Source organism: Paractinoplanes bogorensis (assembly GCF_018829635.1).
Lineage (GTDB): Bacteria > Actinomycetota > Actinomycetes > Mycobacteriales > Micromonosporaceae > Actinoplanes > Actinoplanes bogorensis.
The window spans coordinates 368,289-387,713 of record NZ_JAHKKG010000003.1; the positions used below are offsets into that span (position 1 = coordinate 368,289).

The 19,425-nt window shown below is 72.5% G+C and carries 2 protein-coding genes (1 of these 2 cut by a window edge); both read left to right on the top strand.

What is annotated here, in order from left to right:
• Positions 1-7,698: a type I polyketide synthase gene (locus KOI35_RS10055; protein ID WP_215785885.1), complete on the top strand. Its 7,698-nt coding sequence runs from the start codon at positions 1-3 to the stop codon at positions 7,696-7,698.
• A protein-coding gene (locus tag KOI35_RS10060; protein WP_215785886.1) for a type I polyketide synthase crosses the window boundary here: on the top strand, positions 7,695-19,425 show its start. 15,524 nt of this gene lie beyond the right edge of the window; only the first 11,731 of its 27,255 coding nucleotides appear in the window; its start codon is at positions 7,695-7,697; its stop codon lies off the right edge, out of view. The genes KOI35_RS10055 and KOI35_RS10060 overlap by 4 nt, the downstream gene beginning before the upstream one ends.

The window sequence follows — 19,425 nt, forward strand, 5'->3', positions numbered from 1 at the left end:
ATGCTGCGCGCCGAATTGATTCGCCCGCTGTGCGAAATCGTGCGGGAGCACGCCGTACAGCGCCCGCGGAAGGTCGCGTTCGCCGATCGGCGGCGCGAGGTCACGTACGGCGAACTGGAACGTCGTACCCGCCGTCTGGCCGGTCATCTGTCCGGTCTGTGGCTGCAGCCGGGCGACCGGGCGATGATCTTCCTGGGTAACCGGGTCGAGGTCGTCGAGGCGTTCGTGGCCGTCTCCCGGGCCGGTGGCGTCGTGGTGCCCTTCAACCCGGCCGCCAGCGGGGCCGAGCTCGCGTACGCGCTCGACGACAGCGGCGCCCGCGTCATCATCACCGACGCCGCTCACCTCGATCAGGTCCGGCGGTTGCTGCCCGGCCGATCGCACCTGCGCGTCGTCGTCACCGGACCGGAGAGCCTTCCCCGTACGGGTTCCCGCGGCCTGCTGTCCTTCGAGGAGCTCGCCACCACCGAGCCGGCCGCGCCCCCGCGCGACGACCAGGGACTCGACGATCCGGCGTACATGCTCTACACCTCGGGCACGACCGGGAACCCGAAGGGCGTCATCTCGACCCAGCGCAGCTGCCAGTGGTCGATCGCCGCCTGCTACGCCCCGATCGTCGGCCTGAACGAGGACGACAAGGTGCTCTGGCCGCTGCCGTTGCACCACAGCCTGGCCCACATCCTCTGCGTGCTCGGCGTGACCACGGTCGGCGCCACCGCCCGCCTGCTCGACAGCTTCACGCCGCAGGACATCCTGGGCGCGCTGCGCGAGGACCGTTACACCTTCATGGCCGGCGTGCCCGCGATGTACCACTACCTGGTCGGCGCCGCGGCGGCCGCTTCCGCTTCGGAACCACTGGATGTCAGCTCGCTTCGACTGTGCTTGACCGCGGGCTCGATCTGCCCGGGCGCCCTGCGCGACTCGTTCGAGCAGACCTTCGGCGTCCCGCTGATCGACGGCTACGGCAGCACCGAGACGTGCGGGCTGATGGCGGTGAACTGGCCGACCGGCGCCCGGGTGGACGGCTCGTGCGGCCTGCCGGTGCCCGGTCTGGGCCTGCGCGTGGTGGACCCCGAGACCGGCTTGGACGTGCCGGCCGGCACCGAGGGCGAGGTCTGGGTGCGCGGGCCGAGCCTGATGCTGGGCTACCACAACCAGCCCGAGGCGACGGCCGAGGCCACGGCCGGCGGCTGGTACCACACCGGGGATCTGGCCCGCGGCAACGAATTCGGCTACCTCACCATCACCGGCCGCAGCCGTGAGCTGATCATCCGCAGCGGCGAGAACATGCACCCGGCCGAGATCGAGGAGGTCCTGCTCTCGGTTCCGGGGGTGGCCGACGCCGCGGTCGTGGGCCGGCCGCACGACGTGCTGGGCGAGGTGCCGATCGCGTTCGTCGTGCCCGGGCCGTCCGGGTTCGACGCCGAGGAGTTGTTCGCCGCCTGCCGCGACCGGCTGTCCGGGTTCAAGGTGCCCGAGGAGCTGTACGAGATCGACGAGATCCCGCGCACCTCGTCCGGCAAGATCACCCGGCATCTGCTGCTCGACCGGCCGGCCCGGTTGCGCGCGGCGGCCAGCGGCCAGCACGAGTCGCTGCTGCGGATCGCGTGGTCCCCCCTGCCCTCCACGCCCCTCTCTTCTGTGGCGGCGGCTGCGGACGGCTCCGATGTCTCAGTCGTTTCCCTGGCACCGGCCGGGTTCACGACCGCCGTCGAGGCCCGGCGTGAGGTCACCGGTGTCATCGAGGCCTGGCTTCACGACCAGGACCCTTCCGCCGTTCGCCTCGTGCTGGTCACCCGCGGGGCCGTGTCCACCGGTGACGGCGAGCCGATCGGCGACCTCGCGCACGCCTCCGCCTGGGGACTGCTCCGGGCGGTCCAGGCCGAGCACCCCGACCGGATCCAGATCGTGGATGTCGACGACGACCCGTCCCCGGAGCTGCTGGCCGAGGCCGTGGCCACCGGCGAACCCCAGATTGCCGTACGGGGAGGAATCGCTCTTGTTCCTCGCCTGACGCGCGTCTCCACGGCCGTCGACAGCGGGGCCGGCCCCCGGCTCGACCCGCGCGGCACCGTCGTGATCGCCGGAGCCACCGGACCGCGTGGTGTCGAGCTGGTCAAGCATCTGGTCACCGCCTACCGCGCCAAGCATCTGCTGCTGCTCGGCCCCTCCGACGACACCACTGCGCGACTGATGGCCGACCTGCACGAGCTGGGCGCCAAGCCGGTGCTGGCCGACTGCGACGTGACCGACCGCGTCGCCCTGCAGGCCGCGCTCGGCAAGACCCGCCGGCCGGTGACGGCCGTGGTGCACGGGGACGCCGAGTGGCGGACCGGCTTCGACGCGATCGCGACCGGCGTGGCCAATCTGCACGAGCTGACCGCCGACGCCGACCTCGCCGCGTTCGTCCTGCTGGGATCGGTGCCGGGCGCGCTCGGCCGGCCCCGCCACCCCGAAGAGGCCGCGACCGCCGCCTACCTGGACGCGTTCGCCCGCTTCCGCCGCGACCGGGGCCTGCCCGCGACCAGCGTCGCCTGGGACACGTCGCTGCCGGTCCCGGACTGTCTGGCCCTGTTCGACCTGGCCGCCCGGATGGACCTGGCCGGCTGTGTCGTGCTGCGGCTGGCCGGTCTCGACCTGGTCGATGACGGCACGGTTCCCCTGCTGCTGCGCGACCTGGTCGACCTCACCCCGCGGCCGCACCTGGACGAGCAGGAGCAGTCCGAGTTGCGCGCGCAGCTGGCCGCACGCCCGGCGTCCGTCATTCTCGGGCTGGTGCAGCGCGCCGCGGCCGAGGTGCTCGGCATGCCGGTCGACGGCCGAACCGCCGGACGCACGTTCCGCGAGCTCGGTGTGACCTCGGTCGGCGCGGTCCAGCTGCGGGACCGGCTCATCGCGGCGACCGGCCTGACCCTGCCGGGTGCGGTCGTCTTCGACTACCCGACCGTCGAGGCGCTGGCCGGGCACCTGCGGGCGGCCCTGCTCGGCCGGGCCGACGAGCCGGAGCCGATCGACCTCGGGGCGGGGGTGCCGGACGAGCCGATCGCCGTGGTCGGGATGGCCTGTCGCTTCCCCGGCGGCATCCGCACCCCCGAAGACCTGTGGCAGCTGGTCGGTGCGGGTGGCGAGGCGCTCGGCGAGTTCCCGGCCGACCGCGGCTGGGACCTGGACACTCTGCACGCCGGGGCCAGCGCGACCCGGGTCGGCGGCTTCCTGCCCGACGCGGCCGAGTTCGACGCCGAGTTCTTCGGCATCTCGCCGCGCGAGGCGCTGGCCATGGACCCGCAGCAGCGGCTCGTGCTCGAGACCACGTGGGAGCTGGCCGAGCGGGCCGGCATCGACCCGCGATCGCTGCGCGGCACCCGCACCGGCGTCTTCGCGGGCGTCATGTACCACGACTACGGCGCCGACCTGCCCGCGCCGCCGACCGGGACCGAGGCGTACTGGGGGATCGGCACGGCCGGCAGCGTCGTCTCGGGCCGCGTCGCCTACACGCTCGGCCTGGAAGGCCCGGCCGTCAGCGTCGACACCGCCTGCTCGTCGTCGCTGGTCGCCCTGCACCTGGCCGGGCAGGCGCTGCGCGCGGGCGAGTGCGACCTGGCGATGGCCGGGGGCGTGACCGTCATGTCGACGCCCCGCACGTTCATCGAGTTCACCCAGCAGGGCGGCCTGGCCGCGGACGGGCGCTGCAAGGCGTTCTCGGAGGACGCCGACGGCACCGGCTGGTCCGAGGGCGTCGGGTTCCTGCTGCTCGAGCGGCTCTCCGACGCCGAGCGCAACGGGCACGAGGTGCTCGCGGTGCTGCGTGGCTCGGCGGTCAACCAGGACGGTGCCTCGAACGGGCTCACCGCACCCAACGGGCCGTCGCAGCAGCGGGTCATCCGGCAGGCGCTCGCCTCGGCCGGTCTGCGCTCCGCGGATGTCGACGTGGTCGAGGCGCACGGCACCGGCACCTCGCTGGGCGATCCGATCGAGGCCCAGGCACTGCTTTCCACGTACGGACGGGACCGCTCTTCGCCCCTGCTGCTCGGTTCGGTCAAGTCGAACATCGGGCACACGCAGGCCGCGGCCGGTGTCGCCGGTGTCATCAAAATGGTGCAGGCGATGCGACACGGCGTTGTTCCCCGTACGCTGCACGCCTCCTCGCCGTCGTCCCATGTGGACTGGGCGTCGGGAGCGGTCGAGCTGGCTGTGGATTCCACGCCGTGGCCCTCGGTGGATCGGCCGCGGCGGGCCGGGGTGTCCGCGTTCGGTATCAGCGGCACCAATGCGCACGTCATCCTGGAGCAGGCTTCTTCCTCGTCCTCCTCCTCGCTTTCTTCGGAGCCCCCGGCCTGGGTACCTCTGGTCGTCTCGGCCGCCTCGACGCCGGCCCTGGATGCGCAGATCGCTTCACTCAGTGGCGAGGACGCGTACGACGTCGGATTCTCCCTGGCCACCGGGCGCGCGCACCTCGAGCACCGGGCCGCGTTGGTGGCCGGGCCGGACGGCCTCACCGAGGTGGCCCGCGGCGTTGCCACCGGTGACACGCTCGCGGTGCTGTTCGCCGGTCAGGGCTCGCAGCGCGAGGGGATGGGTCGCACGCTGCACGCGCGGTTCCCCGCCTTCGCCGCCGCCTACGACGAGGTGCTGACCCGGCTGGACATCGGCGACGATCTCGACCGGACCGGCAACGCGCAGCCGGCCATCTTCGCCCTCGAAGTGGCCCTCTTCCGCCTGGCTTCGTCTCTCGGCGTGAAGCCCGACTACCTGGCCGGCCATTCGATCGGTGAGATCGCCGCGGCCCACGTGGCCGGCATCCTCTCGCTGGACGACGCCTGCACGCTGGTGAGCGCCCGCGCCCGGCTCATGCAGGCGCTGCCCGCCGGTGGCGCGATGGTGGCCGTCCGCGCGTCCGAGGCCGAGGTGCTGCCGCTGCTCACCGCGAACGTGTCGCTGGCCGCGGTCAACGGGCCGGCGTCGGTGGTCGTCTCCGGCGCCGAGGACGAGGTGCAGGCCGTGCTCGACCGGCTCGGTCGCGAGTCGACTCGGCTCAACGTCTCGCACGCCTTCCACTCGCCGTTGATGACCCCGATGCTGGCCGACTTCGCCGCGGTGGTCGCCGAACTCACCTTCCACCCGCCGGTCATCCCGGTGGTCGCGGCCGGTGACATGACCTCGCCCCAGTTCTGGGTCGACCACGTGCGCGACGCGGTCCGGTTCGCCGACACGGTCACTCGCCTGGTCGACGAGGGCGTCGGGACGTTCCTCGAGCTCGGCCCGCGCGCCGTGCTCACGCCGCTGGTGGCCGAGCTGGCGCCGGCCGCCGTGGCGGTGCCGATGCTCCGCAAGGACACCGACGAGGAACTCTCGGTCGTCACCGCCCTGGGCCGCCTGCACGTGGCGGGAGTGCCGATCGACTGGGCGGCGTTCTTCCCGGGCGCCCGCCGGGTCAGCCTGCCCACCTATCCGTTCCAGCGCCGCCGGTTCTGGCCCGAAGCCCCGGCGCGGGCGGTGGCGGGCGGCGACGACGCGTTCTGGTCGCTGGTCGACAACGGCGGCCTCGGGGCGGCGTTGCGGGTGGACGCCTCGGTCGAAGGCGTGCTGCGGCCGGCCCTGACCTCGTGGCGCGACCGCCAGCGACGCCACTCCACGGTCGACGGCTGGTGCTACCGCGAATCGTGGCAGCGGCTCGAACCCGCTGCCGGTTCCGGCGCGGCCGGTCCTTCTGCCGGCGCGCCTGGTGCTTCTGCGGGCGCAGCTGGTGCTTCTGCGGGCGCGGCTGGTGCTTCTGTCGGCTCGCGCCCGGCCGCGTTCGACAATGGGATCGGTTCGGGCCCGGCAGGGCGGTGGCTTGTAGTCGTGCCGGACGCGGAGACCGAGGTGCCCCTCCCGGACGCCGTGCCGCGCGAAGTCGTTGTCTTCGGTGACCCGACGCGGGCTCGTCATCGCGATCCCGTGACCGCCTTCGACCAGGGTTCGGGCGGGGAGGACTTCGCCGGGGTGTTGTCGCTGCTTGCCATGCCGGCGGCGCACCCCGGCGGACTCACCCGGACGATCGAGCTGATCCAGGCGCTCGGGGCGGCCGGCATCGATGCCCCGCTGTGGTGCGTGACCCGGGGAGCGGTCGCGGCCGCGCCGGGCGACGTGGTGAGCTCGCCCGATTCGACCGCGGTGTGGGGGCTCGGGCGGGTCGCCGCGCTGGAGTTTCCCCGTCGGTGGGGCGGCCTGATCGACCTGCCTTCCGCCACCCCCTTGTCCGCCGGCGCCTCGTCTACCACCTCGTCGTCCGCCGGTGCCCCCGCCGCTTCCTTGTCGACCGGTGACATGTCCGCCGGTGACATGTCCGCAACGGACGCGATCGCGCGGGTTCTTGCCGGCGCGTGTGCGGGCGAGGACCAGATCGCGTTGCGCGGCGGTACGGCGTACGGGCGAAGGCTTGTCCGTGCCTCGGCGGCGACGCCGGGAAACAAGCCGTGGCGGTCGCGCGGAACTGTGCTTGTCACCGGTGGCACGGGTGGTCTCGGTGGGCGGGTTGCGCGCTGGCTGGCCGGGCGAGGTGCCGAGCATCTTGTGCTGGTGAGCCGCCGCGGTCCGGGAGCGGACGGCGCCGACAAGCTGCGCACCGACCTGGAGGGGCTCGGCGTCAAGGTGACGCTGGCCGCCTGCGACGTGGCCGACCGGGACGCCCTGGCCGCTCTGCTGGCCGAGCACCCGGTGGACGCGGTGTTCCACGCGGCGGGCGTTGACACCGGTGACGGACCCATCGAGACACTCGACTCCGCGAGCCTGGCTGCCCTCGTACGGGCAAAAGCCACTGCCGCTCAGAACCTGCACGAGCTGGCGGGGGACCTCGATGCGTTCGTGATGTTCTCGTCCGGGGCGGCCACCTGGGGCAGCGGTGGCCAGCCGGGGTATTCGGCGGCGAACGCGTTCCTCGACGGTCTGGCCCAGCAGCGGCGGGCCGAGGGCCGTCCGGCCGTCAGCATCGCCTGGGGCGCCTGGGCCGGCGCGGGACTGGCCTCCGATCCGGCGGTAGCGGCCGCCATGCGGCGACGCGGCGTGCTGCCGATGGACCCTGACCTGGCGCTGCTGGCCATGCGACGGGCGCTGGAGGAGGACGCGGTCACCCTGACCGTGGCCGACATCGACTGGGACCGCTTCGTCCCCGGCTTCACCACCGCGCGGCCGAGCGCCCTGCTCTCCGGATTCGTCACCGCGGCTCCGGCCCCTTCGGCCGGCACCCCTCGGCACTTCAGCGGGCGGGAAGTCGAGGACCTGGTGCGCGCCGAGGTGGCGGCGGTCCTCGGGCATGACACCGGTGCCGCGATCGGGCTCGACAAGTCCTTCCGCGACCAGGGCTTCGACTCGATGACCGCGGTCGAGGTGCGGAACCGCCTGCACAAGGCGACCGGGCTCGACCTGCCACCGTCGCTGGTCTACGACCACCCCACACCCCGGGCCGTGGCCACCTATCTGCTGAGCAACCTCGGCGGCGGAGAAGCCGTCGGCACACCCACGGCCGAACTCGAGCGTTTCGAGACGGCGCTGGCCGGAGCCGACGGAGCCGACCGGCAGATGCTGGCCACCCGGCTGGAAAACATCCTCGCGGGACTGCGCGCCCAACCGGCAGCCCGCAAGCCCGAGGCGGACATCAGCACCGCCTCGGTCGACGACCTGTTCGCGATCATCGACGAAGAGCTCCAGGACTTCGCATGACCAATCTCCCCGGAAACGAGGGCGGATCAGTGCCGGACGAGCAGCAGGAAAAGATCGTCGGATACCTGCGGCGAGCTACTGCGGATCTGCGGCGAGCCCGCGAACGCGTGCAGGAACTCGAGGCGCGCCGCGGCGAACCGATCGCGATCGTCGGCCTGGCCTGCCGCTTCCCGGGCGGCGTGACGTCGCCCGAGCAGCTGTGGCAGCTCGTCGCCGACGGCCGGGACGCGGTCTCCGGGTTCCCGGCCGACCGCGGCTGGGACCTGAGCGCGCTGGGCGATCTCGACCTGCCCGACCACGGCGGGTTCCTCGACGGCCAAGCCGACTTCGACCCGGCGTTCTTCGGCATCTCGCCGCGCGAGGCGCTCGGCATGGACCCGCAGCAGCGGCTCCTGCTCGAGGTCACGTGGGAGGCGCTCGAGCGGGCCGGCATCGACCCGCAATCGTTGCGGGGCAGCCGCACCGGCGTTTTCGCCGGCACCAACGGCCAGGACTACGCCGACCTGCTGCCCGCCTCCGAGGGGCACACCGACACCGGCCTGATCGCCAGCGTGCTGTCCGGCCGCATCTCGTACACGTTCGGCTTCGAGGGCCCGGCCGTCTCGGTCGACACCGCCTGCTCGTCGTCGCTGGTGGCGATGCACCTGGCCGCGCAGGCACTGCGCGGCGGCGAGTGCGACCTCGCGCTGGCCGGCGGCGTCACGATCATGTCGACGCCGCACGCGTTCGTCGAGTTCGCCCGGCAGCGCGGGCTGTCGGCCGACGGGCGCTGCAAGGCGTTCTCGGACGACGCCGACGGCGTGGGCTGGTCGGAGGGCATCGGCCAGCTGGTGCTGGAACGGCTGTCGGACGCCGAGCGCAACGGGCACGAGATCTTCGGTGTGCTGCGCGGCTCGGCGGTCAACCAGGACGGCGCCTCGAACGGGCTGACCGCCCCGAACGGGCCGTCGCAGCAGCGGGTGATCCGGGCCGCGCTGGCGTCCGCCGGCCTGCAGGCCGCTGATGTGGATGTGGTGGAGGCGCACGGCACGGGAACCCGGCTGGGTGACCCGATCGAGGCTCAGGCACTGCTTTCCACGTACGGGGTCTCGCGGCCGGCCGATCGTCCCCTGTTGCTCGGCTCGATCAAGTCGAACATCGGGCACACCCAGGCCGCGGCCGGTGTCGCCGGCGTCATCAAAATGGTCATGGCCATGCGGTACGGCGTGGTGCCGCAGACGCTGCACGCCACGACCCCGTCGTCGCGGGTGGACTGGTCCGCGGGGGCGGTTTCCCTCGTACGCGAGAGCCGGCCCTGGCCTTCGTCCGACTCCCCGCGGCGGGCGGCGGTGTCGTCGTTCGGCGTGAGCGGCACGAACGCGCACGTGATCGTCGAGGCCGCCCCGGCTCCGGCGGTCGACGCCGCGCCGGCGGGTGACGCTGCGCTGGTCGACGATGCTTCGTCGGCGGCTGTTGCTTCGTCGGCGGCTGTCGCTTCGCCGTCGGCTCTCGTTTCGCGGGCGGCTGTCGCTTCGTCGGCGGTTGTCGCGGGCGGGCCGGTTCCGATGCTCGTTTCGGCCAAGTCCGCGGCCTCGCTCGACGGCCAGATCGCGCGGTTGCCGTCCGACGTGACACCGCTGGATCTGGGCTTCTCCCTCGCCACCACGCGGGCGCGGCTCGACCACCGTGCGGTGCTGGTCGACGGTGTCGAGGTGGCGCGGGGCGTCGCGTCCGACGGGCCGCTCGCTTTCCTGTTCACCGGTCAGGGTTCGCAGCGGGTCGGGATGGGCGCTGCGCTGTACGCCCGTTTCCCGGCCTTTGCCGAGGCCTACGACGCTGTCGCCGCCGAGCTGAACCCGTTGCTCGACCAGCCGCTGGGCGACGTCCACGTTGATCTGGACCAGACCGGTAACGCCCAGCCCGCGATCTTCGCCCTCGAGGTCGCCCTGTTCCGCCTGGCCTCCTCCTTCGGTGTGAAGCCCGACTACCTGGCCGGCCATTCGATCGGCGAGGTGGCCGCGGCTCACGTGGCAGGCGTGCTCTCACTCGAGGACGCCTGCAAGCTGATCGCGGCGCGGGCCGACCTGATGCAGGCCCTGCCCGCCGGTGGCGCGATGGTCGCGATCCAGGCCGCCGAGTCGGACATTTCACTTACTCCGGGCGTGTCGCTCGCGGCGGTCAACGGCCCGAACGCGGTCGTGATCTCCGGTGCGTCGGACGAGGTCGAGGCGATCGCGGCTCGGTTCGAGAAGACGAAGCGGCTCGCGGTGTCGCATGCGTTCCATTCGGTGCTGATGGACCCGATGCTGGATGACTTCCGTGTGATCGTCGACGGACTTACGTTCAACGAGCCGCAGATCCCCATTGTGTCCACAGGTGACGTGACCGACCCGTCGTACTGGGTTTCGCATGTCCGGGACACGGTCCGGTTCGCCGACAATGTGGCGCGGCTCGACGGCGCGCGCTTCTTGGAGATCGGCCCGGACGCGGTGCTGTCGGCGATGGTCGACGGCGGCGTGCCTTCGATGCGCCGCGATCGGGACGAAGAGCAGACCTTCGTGACGGCTCTGGCCCGTCTGCACGTCACCGGTGTCGCGGTCGACTGGTCGCCGTTCTTCACCGGCGGCCGTCGCGTTGAGCTGCCCACCTACGCGTTCGACCACCAGCGCTTCTGGCCCTCGGCCCAGGCCGCCGCCCTCCCCGGCAGCGACCACCCCCTGCTCGGCGCGGCCGTCGAGCTCGCCGACGGCCACGGTCACCTGTTCACCAGCACGCTCTCGGTCCGGACCCAGCCCTGGCTCGCCGAACACGTCGTCGGCGACCGGATCCTGCTGCCCGGAACCGCCTTCGTCGAGCTGCTGACCCGGGCCGGGGACGAAGTGGGCGCCGGCCGGATCGATGACCTCACCCTGACCGCCCCGGTCGTGCTGCCCGAGACGGGTGCGGTGGGGATCCAGGTCCGTGTGGCCGAGCCCGACCCGGCCGGCCGTTGCGCCGTGACCGTCCACTTCCGGGGCGATGACGCTTCGCCGTGGAAGCCCTGTGCCACCGGTGTCCTGGCCCCGGGCGCCTCGACATCCTCGTTCGACGCCACGGCGTGGCCGCCGGTCGACGCCGCCCCGGAGAACCTCGACGGTTTCTACGAGCGATTCGCCGAGGACGGCTTCCGATACGGCCCGCTCTTCCGGGGCCTGCGCGCGGTCTGGCGGCGCGGCGACGAGCTGTTCGCCGAGGTCGCGCTGCCCGACGGCGCCGACGTCATCGGTTTCGGACTGCACCCGGCGCTGCTCGACGCCGCCCTGCACGCCGCGCGTTTCGCCGGGGCGGGCAACGGCGTGCCCTTCGCCTGGCAGGGCGTGTCCCTGCACGCGACCGGGGCAACCTCCCTGCGCGTCCGCCTCACCCCAGGCGCCGGCGGTGCGACAGCGATCGCCGTGGCCGACCCGACCGGCGCTGCCGTAGCCACCGTCGAGGCGCTGTCCACCCGCGAGCCCGCCACGACCACAGATGACGACACGGCCGACTCGCTGTTCGAGCTGGGGTGGACGCCGGTCACGGAATCGGTTTCGTCCTTGCCCGGGCCGATCGCCGAGGTCATCGACCTGGCTGACGCCCCCGGCGGCACCGGTGTCATGGTCCGACTCGCCTCCGGCGCCGCAGCCGGCCCGACCTCTTCGGCCCACGAGCCGGCTGAGCGCCCGTTTTACGCGGCGGCCTCCGCTCACGCGCTCACCGAGCGCGCCCTCGGCCTGGTGCAGCAGTGGCTGTCTGACGAGCGGTTCGAGGGGCAGCGGCTCACCATCGTCACCCGCGGCGCGACCACCGGGGCCGACCCGGCCGCGGCCGCCGTGTGGGGACTCGTGCGCACCGCGACGACCGAGAACCCGGGGCGGTTCGCGCTGGTCGACGCCGACGACGAGTCATTGATCCCGGCCGCGTTCGCCTCTGACGAACCCGAGCTGGCTCTGCGCGACGGCGAGATCCTGGCCGCCCGCCTGGCTCGGGCGACCGCCGCCTCCGCCGAGCCCTTCGTGTGGGGCGACTCGGTGCTTGTCACCGGTGGCACCGGCGGCCTCGGGAAGCTGGTCGCGCGGCACCTGGTGACCGAGCACGGCGTGCGCAAGCTCGTGCTCCTGAGCCGGCGCGGCGGCGACGTCCCGGCCGAGCTCGACTCCCTGCGCCGGCGTGACGGTGACGCCCCGATCGGCCGGCGTGGCGGTGACGGCCCGGACGGCCGGCGTGAGGTTGGCGCGGCGGGCGAGTTCGACTTCGACGTGACCGTGGTGGCCTGCGATGTCACTGACCGGGACGCGCTTGCTGCGGTGCTCGCCGAGCACCAGGTCACGTCCGTGGTGCACGCGGCCGGTGTGCTCGACGACGGCGTGATCGGGTCGCTGGCCCCGGACCGGCTGCACGCGGTGCTGCGGCCCAAGGTGGACGCCGCCTGGCACCTCAGCGAGCTGCTGCCCGCGTCGGTGCCGCTGGTTCTGTTCTCGTCGGCGGCCGGCACGTTCGGCATCCCGGGGCAGGCCAACTACGCCGCCGGCAACGCCTTCCTCGACGCGCTCGCCCTGCGGCGACCGGCCACGATCGCGCTGGCCTGGGGACCGTGGGCTCCCTCGGCCGGTCTCACCAGCACCCTGTCCGACGTCGACCTGGCCCGCATGGCCCGCTCCGGCATGCCCCCGCTGGCCGTCGAAGCCGGTCTGCGGCTGCTCGACCGCGCCGTTGACATCGGTGTCGCGGCGCTGGTGCCGATCCGGCTCGACCTGACCGCCGTACGGGCGCGGGGTGAGATCGAGGCTCGCCTGCGCGGGCTTGTCCGGGTCCGCACGCGCCGGGCCGCGGCCGGAACCGGCGCCACCACCGGGCTGCGCACCCGCCTGGCCGGGCTCGCCGCCGCCGAACGCGCCGACGCCCTGGTCGAACTGGTTCGTGGCCGCGTTGCCGACGTGCTCGGCCACACCGGCACCACCGCTGTCGACGTGAACCGCGCCTTCCGGGACCTCGGCTTCGACTCGCTCACCGCGGTCGAGCTGCGCAACAGCATCGGCACCGAGACCGGGCTGCGGCTGCCCGCCACGGTGGTGTTCGACTACCCGAGCGTGACCGCGCTGGCCACCTTCCTCGGCGAGGAACTGTTCGGGGCCGACGTCGTGGCCGACCTGCCCGCGCCGATCGCCACAGACGACGACCCGATCGTGGTCGTGGGCATGGCCTGCCGCTATCCGGGCGGGATCACGTCGCCCGAGGACCTGTGGCGGCTCGTGCTGGACGGCACCGACGCGATCAGCGAGTTCCCGGGCAACCGCGGCTGGGACGTCGACGCGCTCTATGACACCGACCCGGAACGCACCGGCACCACGTACACGCGGCATGGCGGCTTCCTGCACGATGCCGACCAGTTCGACCCGGCGTTCTTCGACATGTCACCGCGCGAGGCCGTCGCCACCGACGCCCAGCAGCGGCTGCTGCTGGAGACCTCGTGGGAGGCGCTCGAGCGTACGGGCGTGGACCCGCACTCGTTGCGCGGCAGCCGCACCGGCGTGTTCGCCGGTGTCATGTACAACGACTACGGCACGCTGCTGGGCGCCGAGCACGAGGGCTACCAGGGCACGGCCAGCTCGCCGAGCATTGCGTCGGGCCGTGTGTCGTACACGTTCGGCTTCGAGGGTCCGGCGGTCACCGTTGACACGGCCTGCTCGTCGTCGCTGGTCGCCATGCACCTGGCCGCGCAGGCGCTGCGCCAGGGGGAGTGCTCGCTCGCGCTGGCCGGCGGTGTCACGGTGATGTCGACGCCGGGTACGTTCGTGGCGTTCTCGCGGCAGCGCGGGCTCTCGGCCGACGGACGGTGCAAGTCGTTCGCCGACTCGGCCGACGGTGTCGGCTGGGCCGAGGGCGCGGGCATGCTGGTGCTGGAGCGGCAGTCCGACGCCGTCCGCAACGGGCACCGGATCCTGGCCGTGGTGCGCGGTTCCGCGGTCAACCAGGACGGCGCGTCCAACGGGCTCACCGCCCCCAACGGCCCCTCACAGCAGCGTGTCATTCGCCAGGCGCTCGCCTCGGCCGGTCTGCGCTCCGAGGATGTCGATGTCGTGGAGGCGCACGGCACCGGCACCACGCTCGGGGACCCGATCGAGGCTCAGGCGCTCCTGGCCACGTACGGGCAGGAAAGGGAAACGCCCCTGCTGCTCGGGTCGATCAAATCGAACATCGGGCACACGCAAGCCGCGGCCGGTGTCGCCGGTGTCATCAAAATGATCATGGCGATGCGGTACGGCACCCTGCCGCGCACGCTGCACATCGACGCTCCCTCGACACACGTCGACTGGGAGGCGGGCGCGGTGGAACTGCTGACCGCCGAGACGCCGTGGCCCCCGCTCGACCGTCCGCGGCGGGCGGCGGTGTCGTCGTTCGGCGTGAGCGGCACCAACGCGCACCTGATCGTCGAGGCCGGTCCGCCGGTCGCGGCTCCGTCCGAGGTCACGCCGCCCGGGCGCGTGCCGATGGTGGTGTCGGCCAAGACCGCGCCGGCGCTCGACACCCGGATCGCGCAGCTGCCCGCCGAGGTGGCTCCGCTGGATCTCGGTTTCTCCCTGGCCACCTCGCGGGCGTTGTTCGACCACCGCACCGTGTTGATCGACGGTGTCGAGGTGGCGCGGGGCGTCGCGTCCGACGCGCCGCTCGCTTTCCTGTTCACCGGTCAGGGTTCGCAGCGGGCCGGGATGGGTGCTTCGCTGTACGCCCGTTTCCCGGCCTTTGCCGAGGCCTACGACGCCGTGGCCGCCGAGCTGAACCCGTTGCTCGACCGGCCGCTGGGCGACGTTCACGTTGATCTGAACCAGACCGGTAACGCCCAGCCGGCCATCTTCGCCCTCGAGGTCGCCCTGTTCCGCCTGGCCTCCTCCTTCGGTGTGAAGCCCGGCTACCTGGCCGGCCATTCGATCGGCGAGGTGGCCGCGGCTCACGTGGCCGGCGTGCTCTCACTCGAGGACGCCTGCAAGCTGATCGCGGCGCGTGCCGGCCTGATGCAGGCCCTGCCCGCCGGTGGCGCGATGGTCGCGATCCAGGCCGCCGAGTCGGACATTTCACTTACTCCGGGCGTGTCGCTCGCGGCCGTGAACGGCCCGAACGCGGTCGTGATCTCCGGTGTGTCGGACGAGGTCGAGGCGATCGCGGCTCGGTTCGAGAAGACCAAGCGGCTCACGGTGTCGCACGCGTTCCATTCGGTGCTGATGGACCCGATGTTGGACGACTTCCGCGTGATCGTCGACGGACTTACGTTCAACGAACCGCAGATCCCCATTGTGTCCACAGGTGACGTGACCGATCCGTCGTACTGGGTTTCGCATGTGCGGGACACGGTCCGGTTCGCTGACAATGTGGCGGAGCTCGACGGCGCGCGGTTCCTGGAGATCGGCCCGGACGCGGTGCTGTCGGCGATGGTCGACGACGGTGTGCCGGCGATGCGCCGCGACCGCGACGAGGAGCTGACGTTCCTGACGGCTCTGGCCCGCCTGCACGTCACCGGTGTCGCGGTCGACTGGTCGCCGCTGCTGACCGGCGGCCGCCGGATCGACCTGCCCACCTATCCGTTCCAGCGCACCGGATTCTGGCCCCCGGCCAAGACCACCGTCGCCGCACCCGGCCTGGAGACCACCGGCCACCCGCTGCTCGGCGTGGTCGTGCCGGCCCCCGACGGTGGTGCCGTCCTGACCGGCCGCCTGTCCTCGACCACCCAGCCGTGGGTGGCCGACCACGAGATCCTCGGCTCGGTGCTGCTGCCCGGAGCCGGCCTGGTCGAACTCGCCCTCCGCGCCGGCGCCGCCGTCGGCTGCGACGCCCTGCGTGAGCTGACCCTGGCCGCGCCGCTCGTGCTGACCACCACGCCGGTCCCGATCCAGGCCGTGGTCTCGGCTCCCGCCGCCGACGGCGAGCGGACGGTCGACCTCTACTCCCAGTCCGCCGGCGCGTGGGTGAAGCACGCCTCCGGCCGCCTGACCCCCGCGACGGCGCCGACGTTCGACCTGACCGCCTGGCCGCCCGCGGACGCGGAACCGATCGACCTGACCGGGGCGTACGAGGCTCTGGCCGCTCGTGGTTTCGGTTATGGCCCGGCTTTCCAGGGCCTGACCCGGGCGTGGGTACGCGGCGACGAGGTCTTCGCCGAGGTGACACTGCCCGAGGGTGTGGCGACCGACGGCTACGGCATCCACCCCGCCCTGCTGGACACGGCCCTGCACGGCGCGATGACCCAGAACGGCGGGGCGACGACGGTCGTGCCGTTCGCCTGGAACGACGTGACCCTGTACGCCGTCGGTGCGTCGTCGGTGCGCGTCCACCTGGTGCGGGGCAGCGATCGCCAGGTTTCGCTGGTGATCGCCGACCCGTCGGGCCAGCCGGTTCTGTCGGTGGGGTCGATGGTGGGTCGCGAGGTGTCCTCCGACCAGCTGGGCGCCGCGCACGCCCCGCTCTACGCGATCGAGTGGCGCCGCATCACGGTGACGCCTGTGGATAACTCGCCTTCCGGGCTTGACAGCGCGGTAATGTCCTCTGCTACCCGGGTGGGCGGGGGAGGCGGTGGCTCTCCGAAGATCATCAACTGCGAAACGCCGCGCGGCGACGTTCCGGCGGCGGTTCGCACGCTGCTGGCCGAAGTGCTGGAAAACGTCCAGCAGGATGAGCCGCTGATCGTCGTCACCAAGAGCGGGGATGTCGTTCAGGCGCCGGTCTGGGGGCTTGTCCGGGCGGCACAGGCGGAATTCCCGGGCCGGTTCACGCTGGTCGAGACGGACGGCACGGAGAACGACGCCCTCCTGGCCGGCATCGCCGCGGCGGGTGAGCCGGAAGCCAGGGTCAGCAAGGGCGAGGTCTTCGTCCCGCGCCTCAAGCAGGCCACCGACGACACCCCGGAGCCGATCGAGTTCGACCCCGAGGGCACGGTCCTCATCACCGGCGGTACGGGAGGCATCGGCGCCGTCGTCGCCCGCCAGTTGGCCCGGGACGGGGCCAAGCTGTTGCTGGTCTCGCGGCGTGGCCTGGACGCACCGGGGGCGCGGGAGCTGGCCGACGAACTGGGAGCGCAGGTCAAGGCGTGCGACGTCACCGACCGGGCCGCGCTCGCGGAACTCGTCGACAGCATCGACAACCTGACCGGGATCGTCCACGCGGCCGGCATCGGGGACAACGGCGTCCTGGCGTCCATGACACCGAAACGTTTCGACCGTGTGCTGGCGGCCAAGGCTGACTCGGCCTGGTGGCTGCACGAGCTGACGGAAGACCGTGATCTGCGGGCGTTCGTGATGTTCTCGTCGGCCGGCGGAATGGTGCTGACCGCGGGACAGGCGAACTATGCGGCGGCCAACGTCTTCCTGGACGGCCTGGCGGCGTACCGGAAGGAACTGGGTCTCAAGGCCACGGCCATCGCCTTCTCGCTCTGGGATGTCGGAGTCGGTCTCGGCCAGGACATGACCGACGCCGACCGGCGCCGGATGGCCAAGCAGGGGCTGCCGGTCATCGGGGCGGACGAGGGGCTCGAGCTCTTCAAGGCCGCGCTCGCCTCGCCGCGTTCGACCGTCGTGCCGATCAAGGTGGACACGGCGGCGCTGCGGAACCGGACCGATGTGGTGCCGGCGCTGCTCCGCGATCTGGCGCCCACTGTCCGGCGGGCGGCCACGCAAAGCCCGGCCCAGGAGGGTCTGGCGGGGCTCACCCCGGGGGAGCGGCGGCGCAAGGTCCTTGATCTCGTACGCGAGCAGGTCGCGGCCGTCCTCGGCCACGGCTCGGTGGACGCGATCGAACCGGGCAAGGCGTTCCAGGAACTCGGGTTCGACTCGCTGACCGCCGTCGAGCTGCGCAACCAGCTCGCCGCCCGCAGCGGGCTCACGCTTCCGGCCACGCTGGTGTTCGACTACCCGACAGCCACGGCGGTCGCGGAGCTCATCGACACCTCGCTCGGCGGCGTGAGTAGAACGGCCGAGGCCGCCCCGGAGAGGATCCACACCGACGAGCCGATCGCCATCGTCGGCATGGCCTGCCGCTACCCGGGAGACGTGCACGGGCCGGAAGACCTGTGGCGTCTGGTGCTCGACGGCGTCGACACCGTGGGCGACCTGCCCGCCGACCGCGGCTGGGACATCGACGGCCTGTACGACCCGGAGCCGGGCAAGGACGGCAAGAGCTACACCCGGCGGGGCAGCTTCCTGCGCGATGCGGCCGACTTCGACCCGAACTTCTTCGGCATCTCGCCGCGCGACGCCCTGAGCATGGACCCGCAGCAGCGCCTTCTGCTCGAGACCTCGTGGGAAGCCGTGGAGCACGCGGGCATCGACCCGTCGTCGCTGCGCGGCAGCCGTACGGGCGTGTTCGCCGGCGTGATGTACCACGACTACGCGCTCAACGTGAACCCGGCGGCCACGGCCGGTGGCAGTGTCGTCTCGGGCCGCGTGTCGTACACGTTCGGCTTCGAGGGTCCGGCGGTCACCGTGGACACGGCCTGCTCGTCGTCGCTGGTCGCGATCCACCTGGCGGCGCAGGCGCTGCGGCAGGGCGAGTGCGATCTGGCGCTGGCCGGCGGCGCGACCGTGATGGCGACGCCGGGCATGCTGATCGACTTCAGCAAGCAGCGCGGGCTGTCGGTCGACGGGCGCTGCAAGGCGTTCGGCGCGGACGCGGACGGTGTGGGCTGGGCCGAGGGCGTCGGCGTCCTGCTGGTCGAGCGGCTGTCCGACGCGCGGCGCAACGGGCACCAGGTGCTCGCCGTGGTGAAGGGGTCGGCCGTCAACCAGGACGGTGCCTCCAACGGATTCACCGCCCCGAACGGCGCTTCGCAGCAACGGCTCATCCGTCAGGCGCTGGCGAGCGCCGGGCTGGACACCGGTGACGTGGACGTGCTGGAGGCGCACGGCACCGGCACCACGCTCGGGGACCCGATCGAGGCCCAGGCGCTCCTGGCCACGTACGGGCAGGAAAGGGAAACGCCGCTGCTGCTCGGCTCGATCAAATCGAACATCGGGCACACGCAAGCCGCGGCCGGTGTCGCCGGTGTCATCAAGATGGTGCAGGCGATGCGGTACGGGGTGGTGCCGCGCACGCTGCACGCCGACGAGCCCTCGCAGCACGTCGACTGGACTGCCGGCTCGGTGTCTCTCGTGACCGCGGAGACGCCCTGGCCGGAGAAGACCGGTTCCCGCCGGTCCGCGGTGTCGTCGTTCGGCATCAGCGGCACCAACGCGCACGTGATCCTCGAGCAGGGTCCGGCGGTCGCCCCGGCCACCGACCGTGGCCCGGCGACCGGGGACGAGCCGTGGCTGCTGTCCGCGGCGACGCCCGAGGCCCTGCGCGCACAGGCTTCGCGACTGCTCGCCGTGACCGACGCCGACCCGCGTGACGTCGCCTTCTCGCTGGCCACCACGCGGGCCGACCTCGAGTACCGGGCGGTGCTCAACCCGGCGAGCCTGGTCGCCTTCGCCGGCGGCGAGGACACACCCGACGTCATCACCGGCCGGGCTCGCGGTACGGCACCCCTCGCGGTTCTGTTCACCGGGCAGGGCTCGCAGCGGGCCGGTATGGGGGCGGCGCTCTACGAGCGGTTCCCGGTGTTCGCGGCCGCCTACGACGAGGTCGTGGCGCGGCTGGAGATCGGCGACGACCTCGACCGGACCGGCAACGCCCAGCCGGCCATCTTCGCCCTGGAAGTGGCCCTGTTCCGCCTGGCTTCATCGTTGGGTGTGAAGCCCGACTACGTGG

Coding starts and splice junctions, on each gene's coding strand:
- KOI35_RS10055 (WP_215785885.1), top strand. CDS start 1: ATGCTGCGCGCCGAATTGATTCGCCCGCTGTGCGAAATCGTGCGGGAG.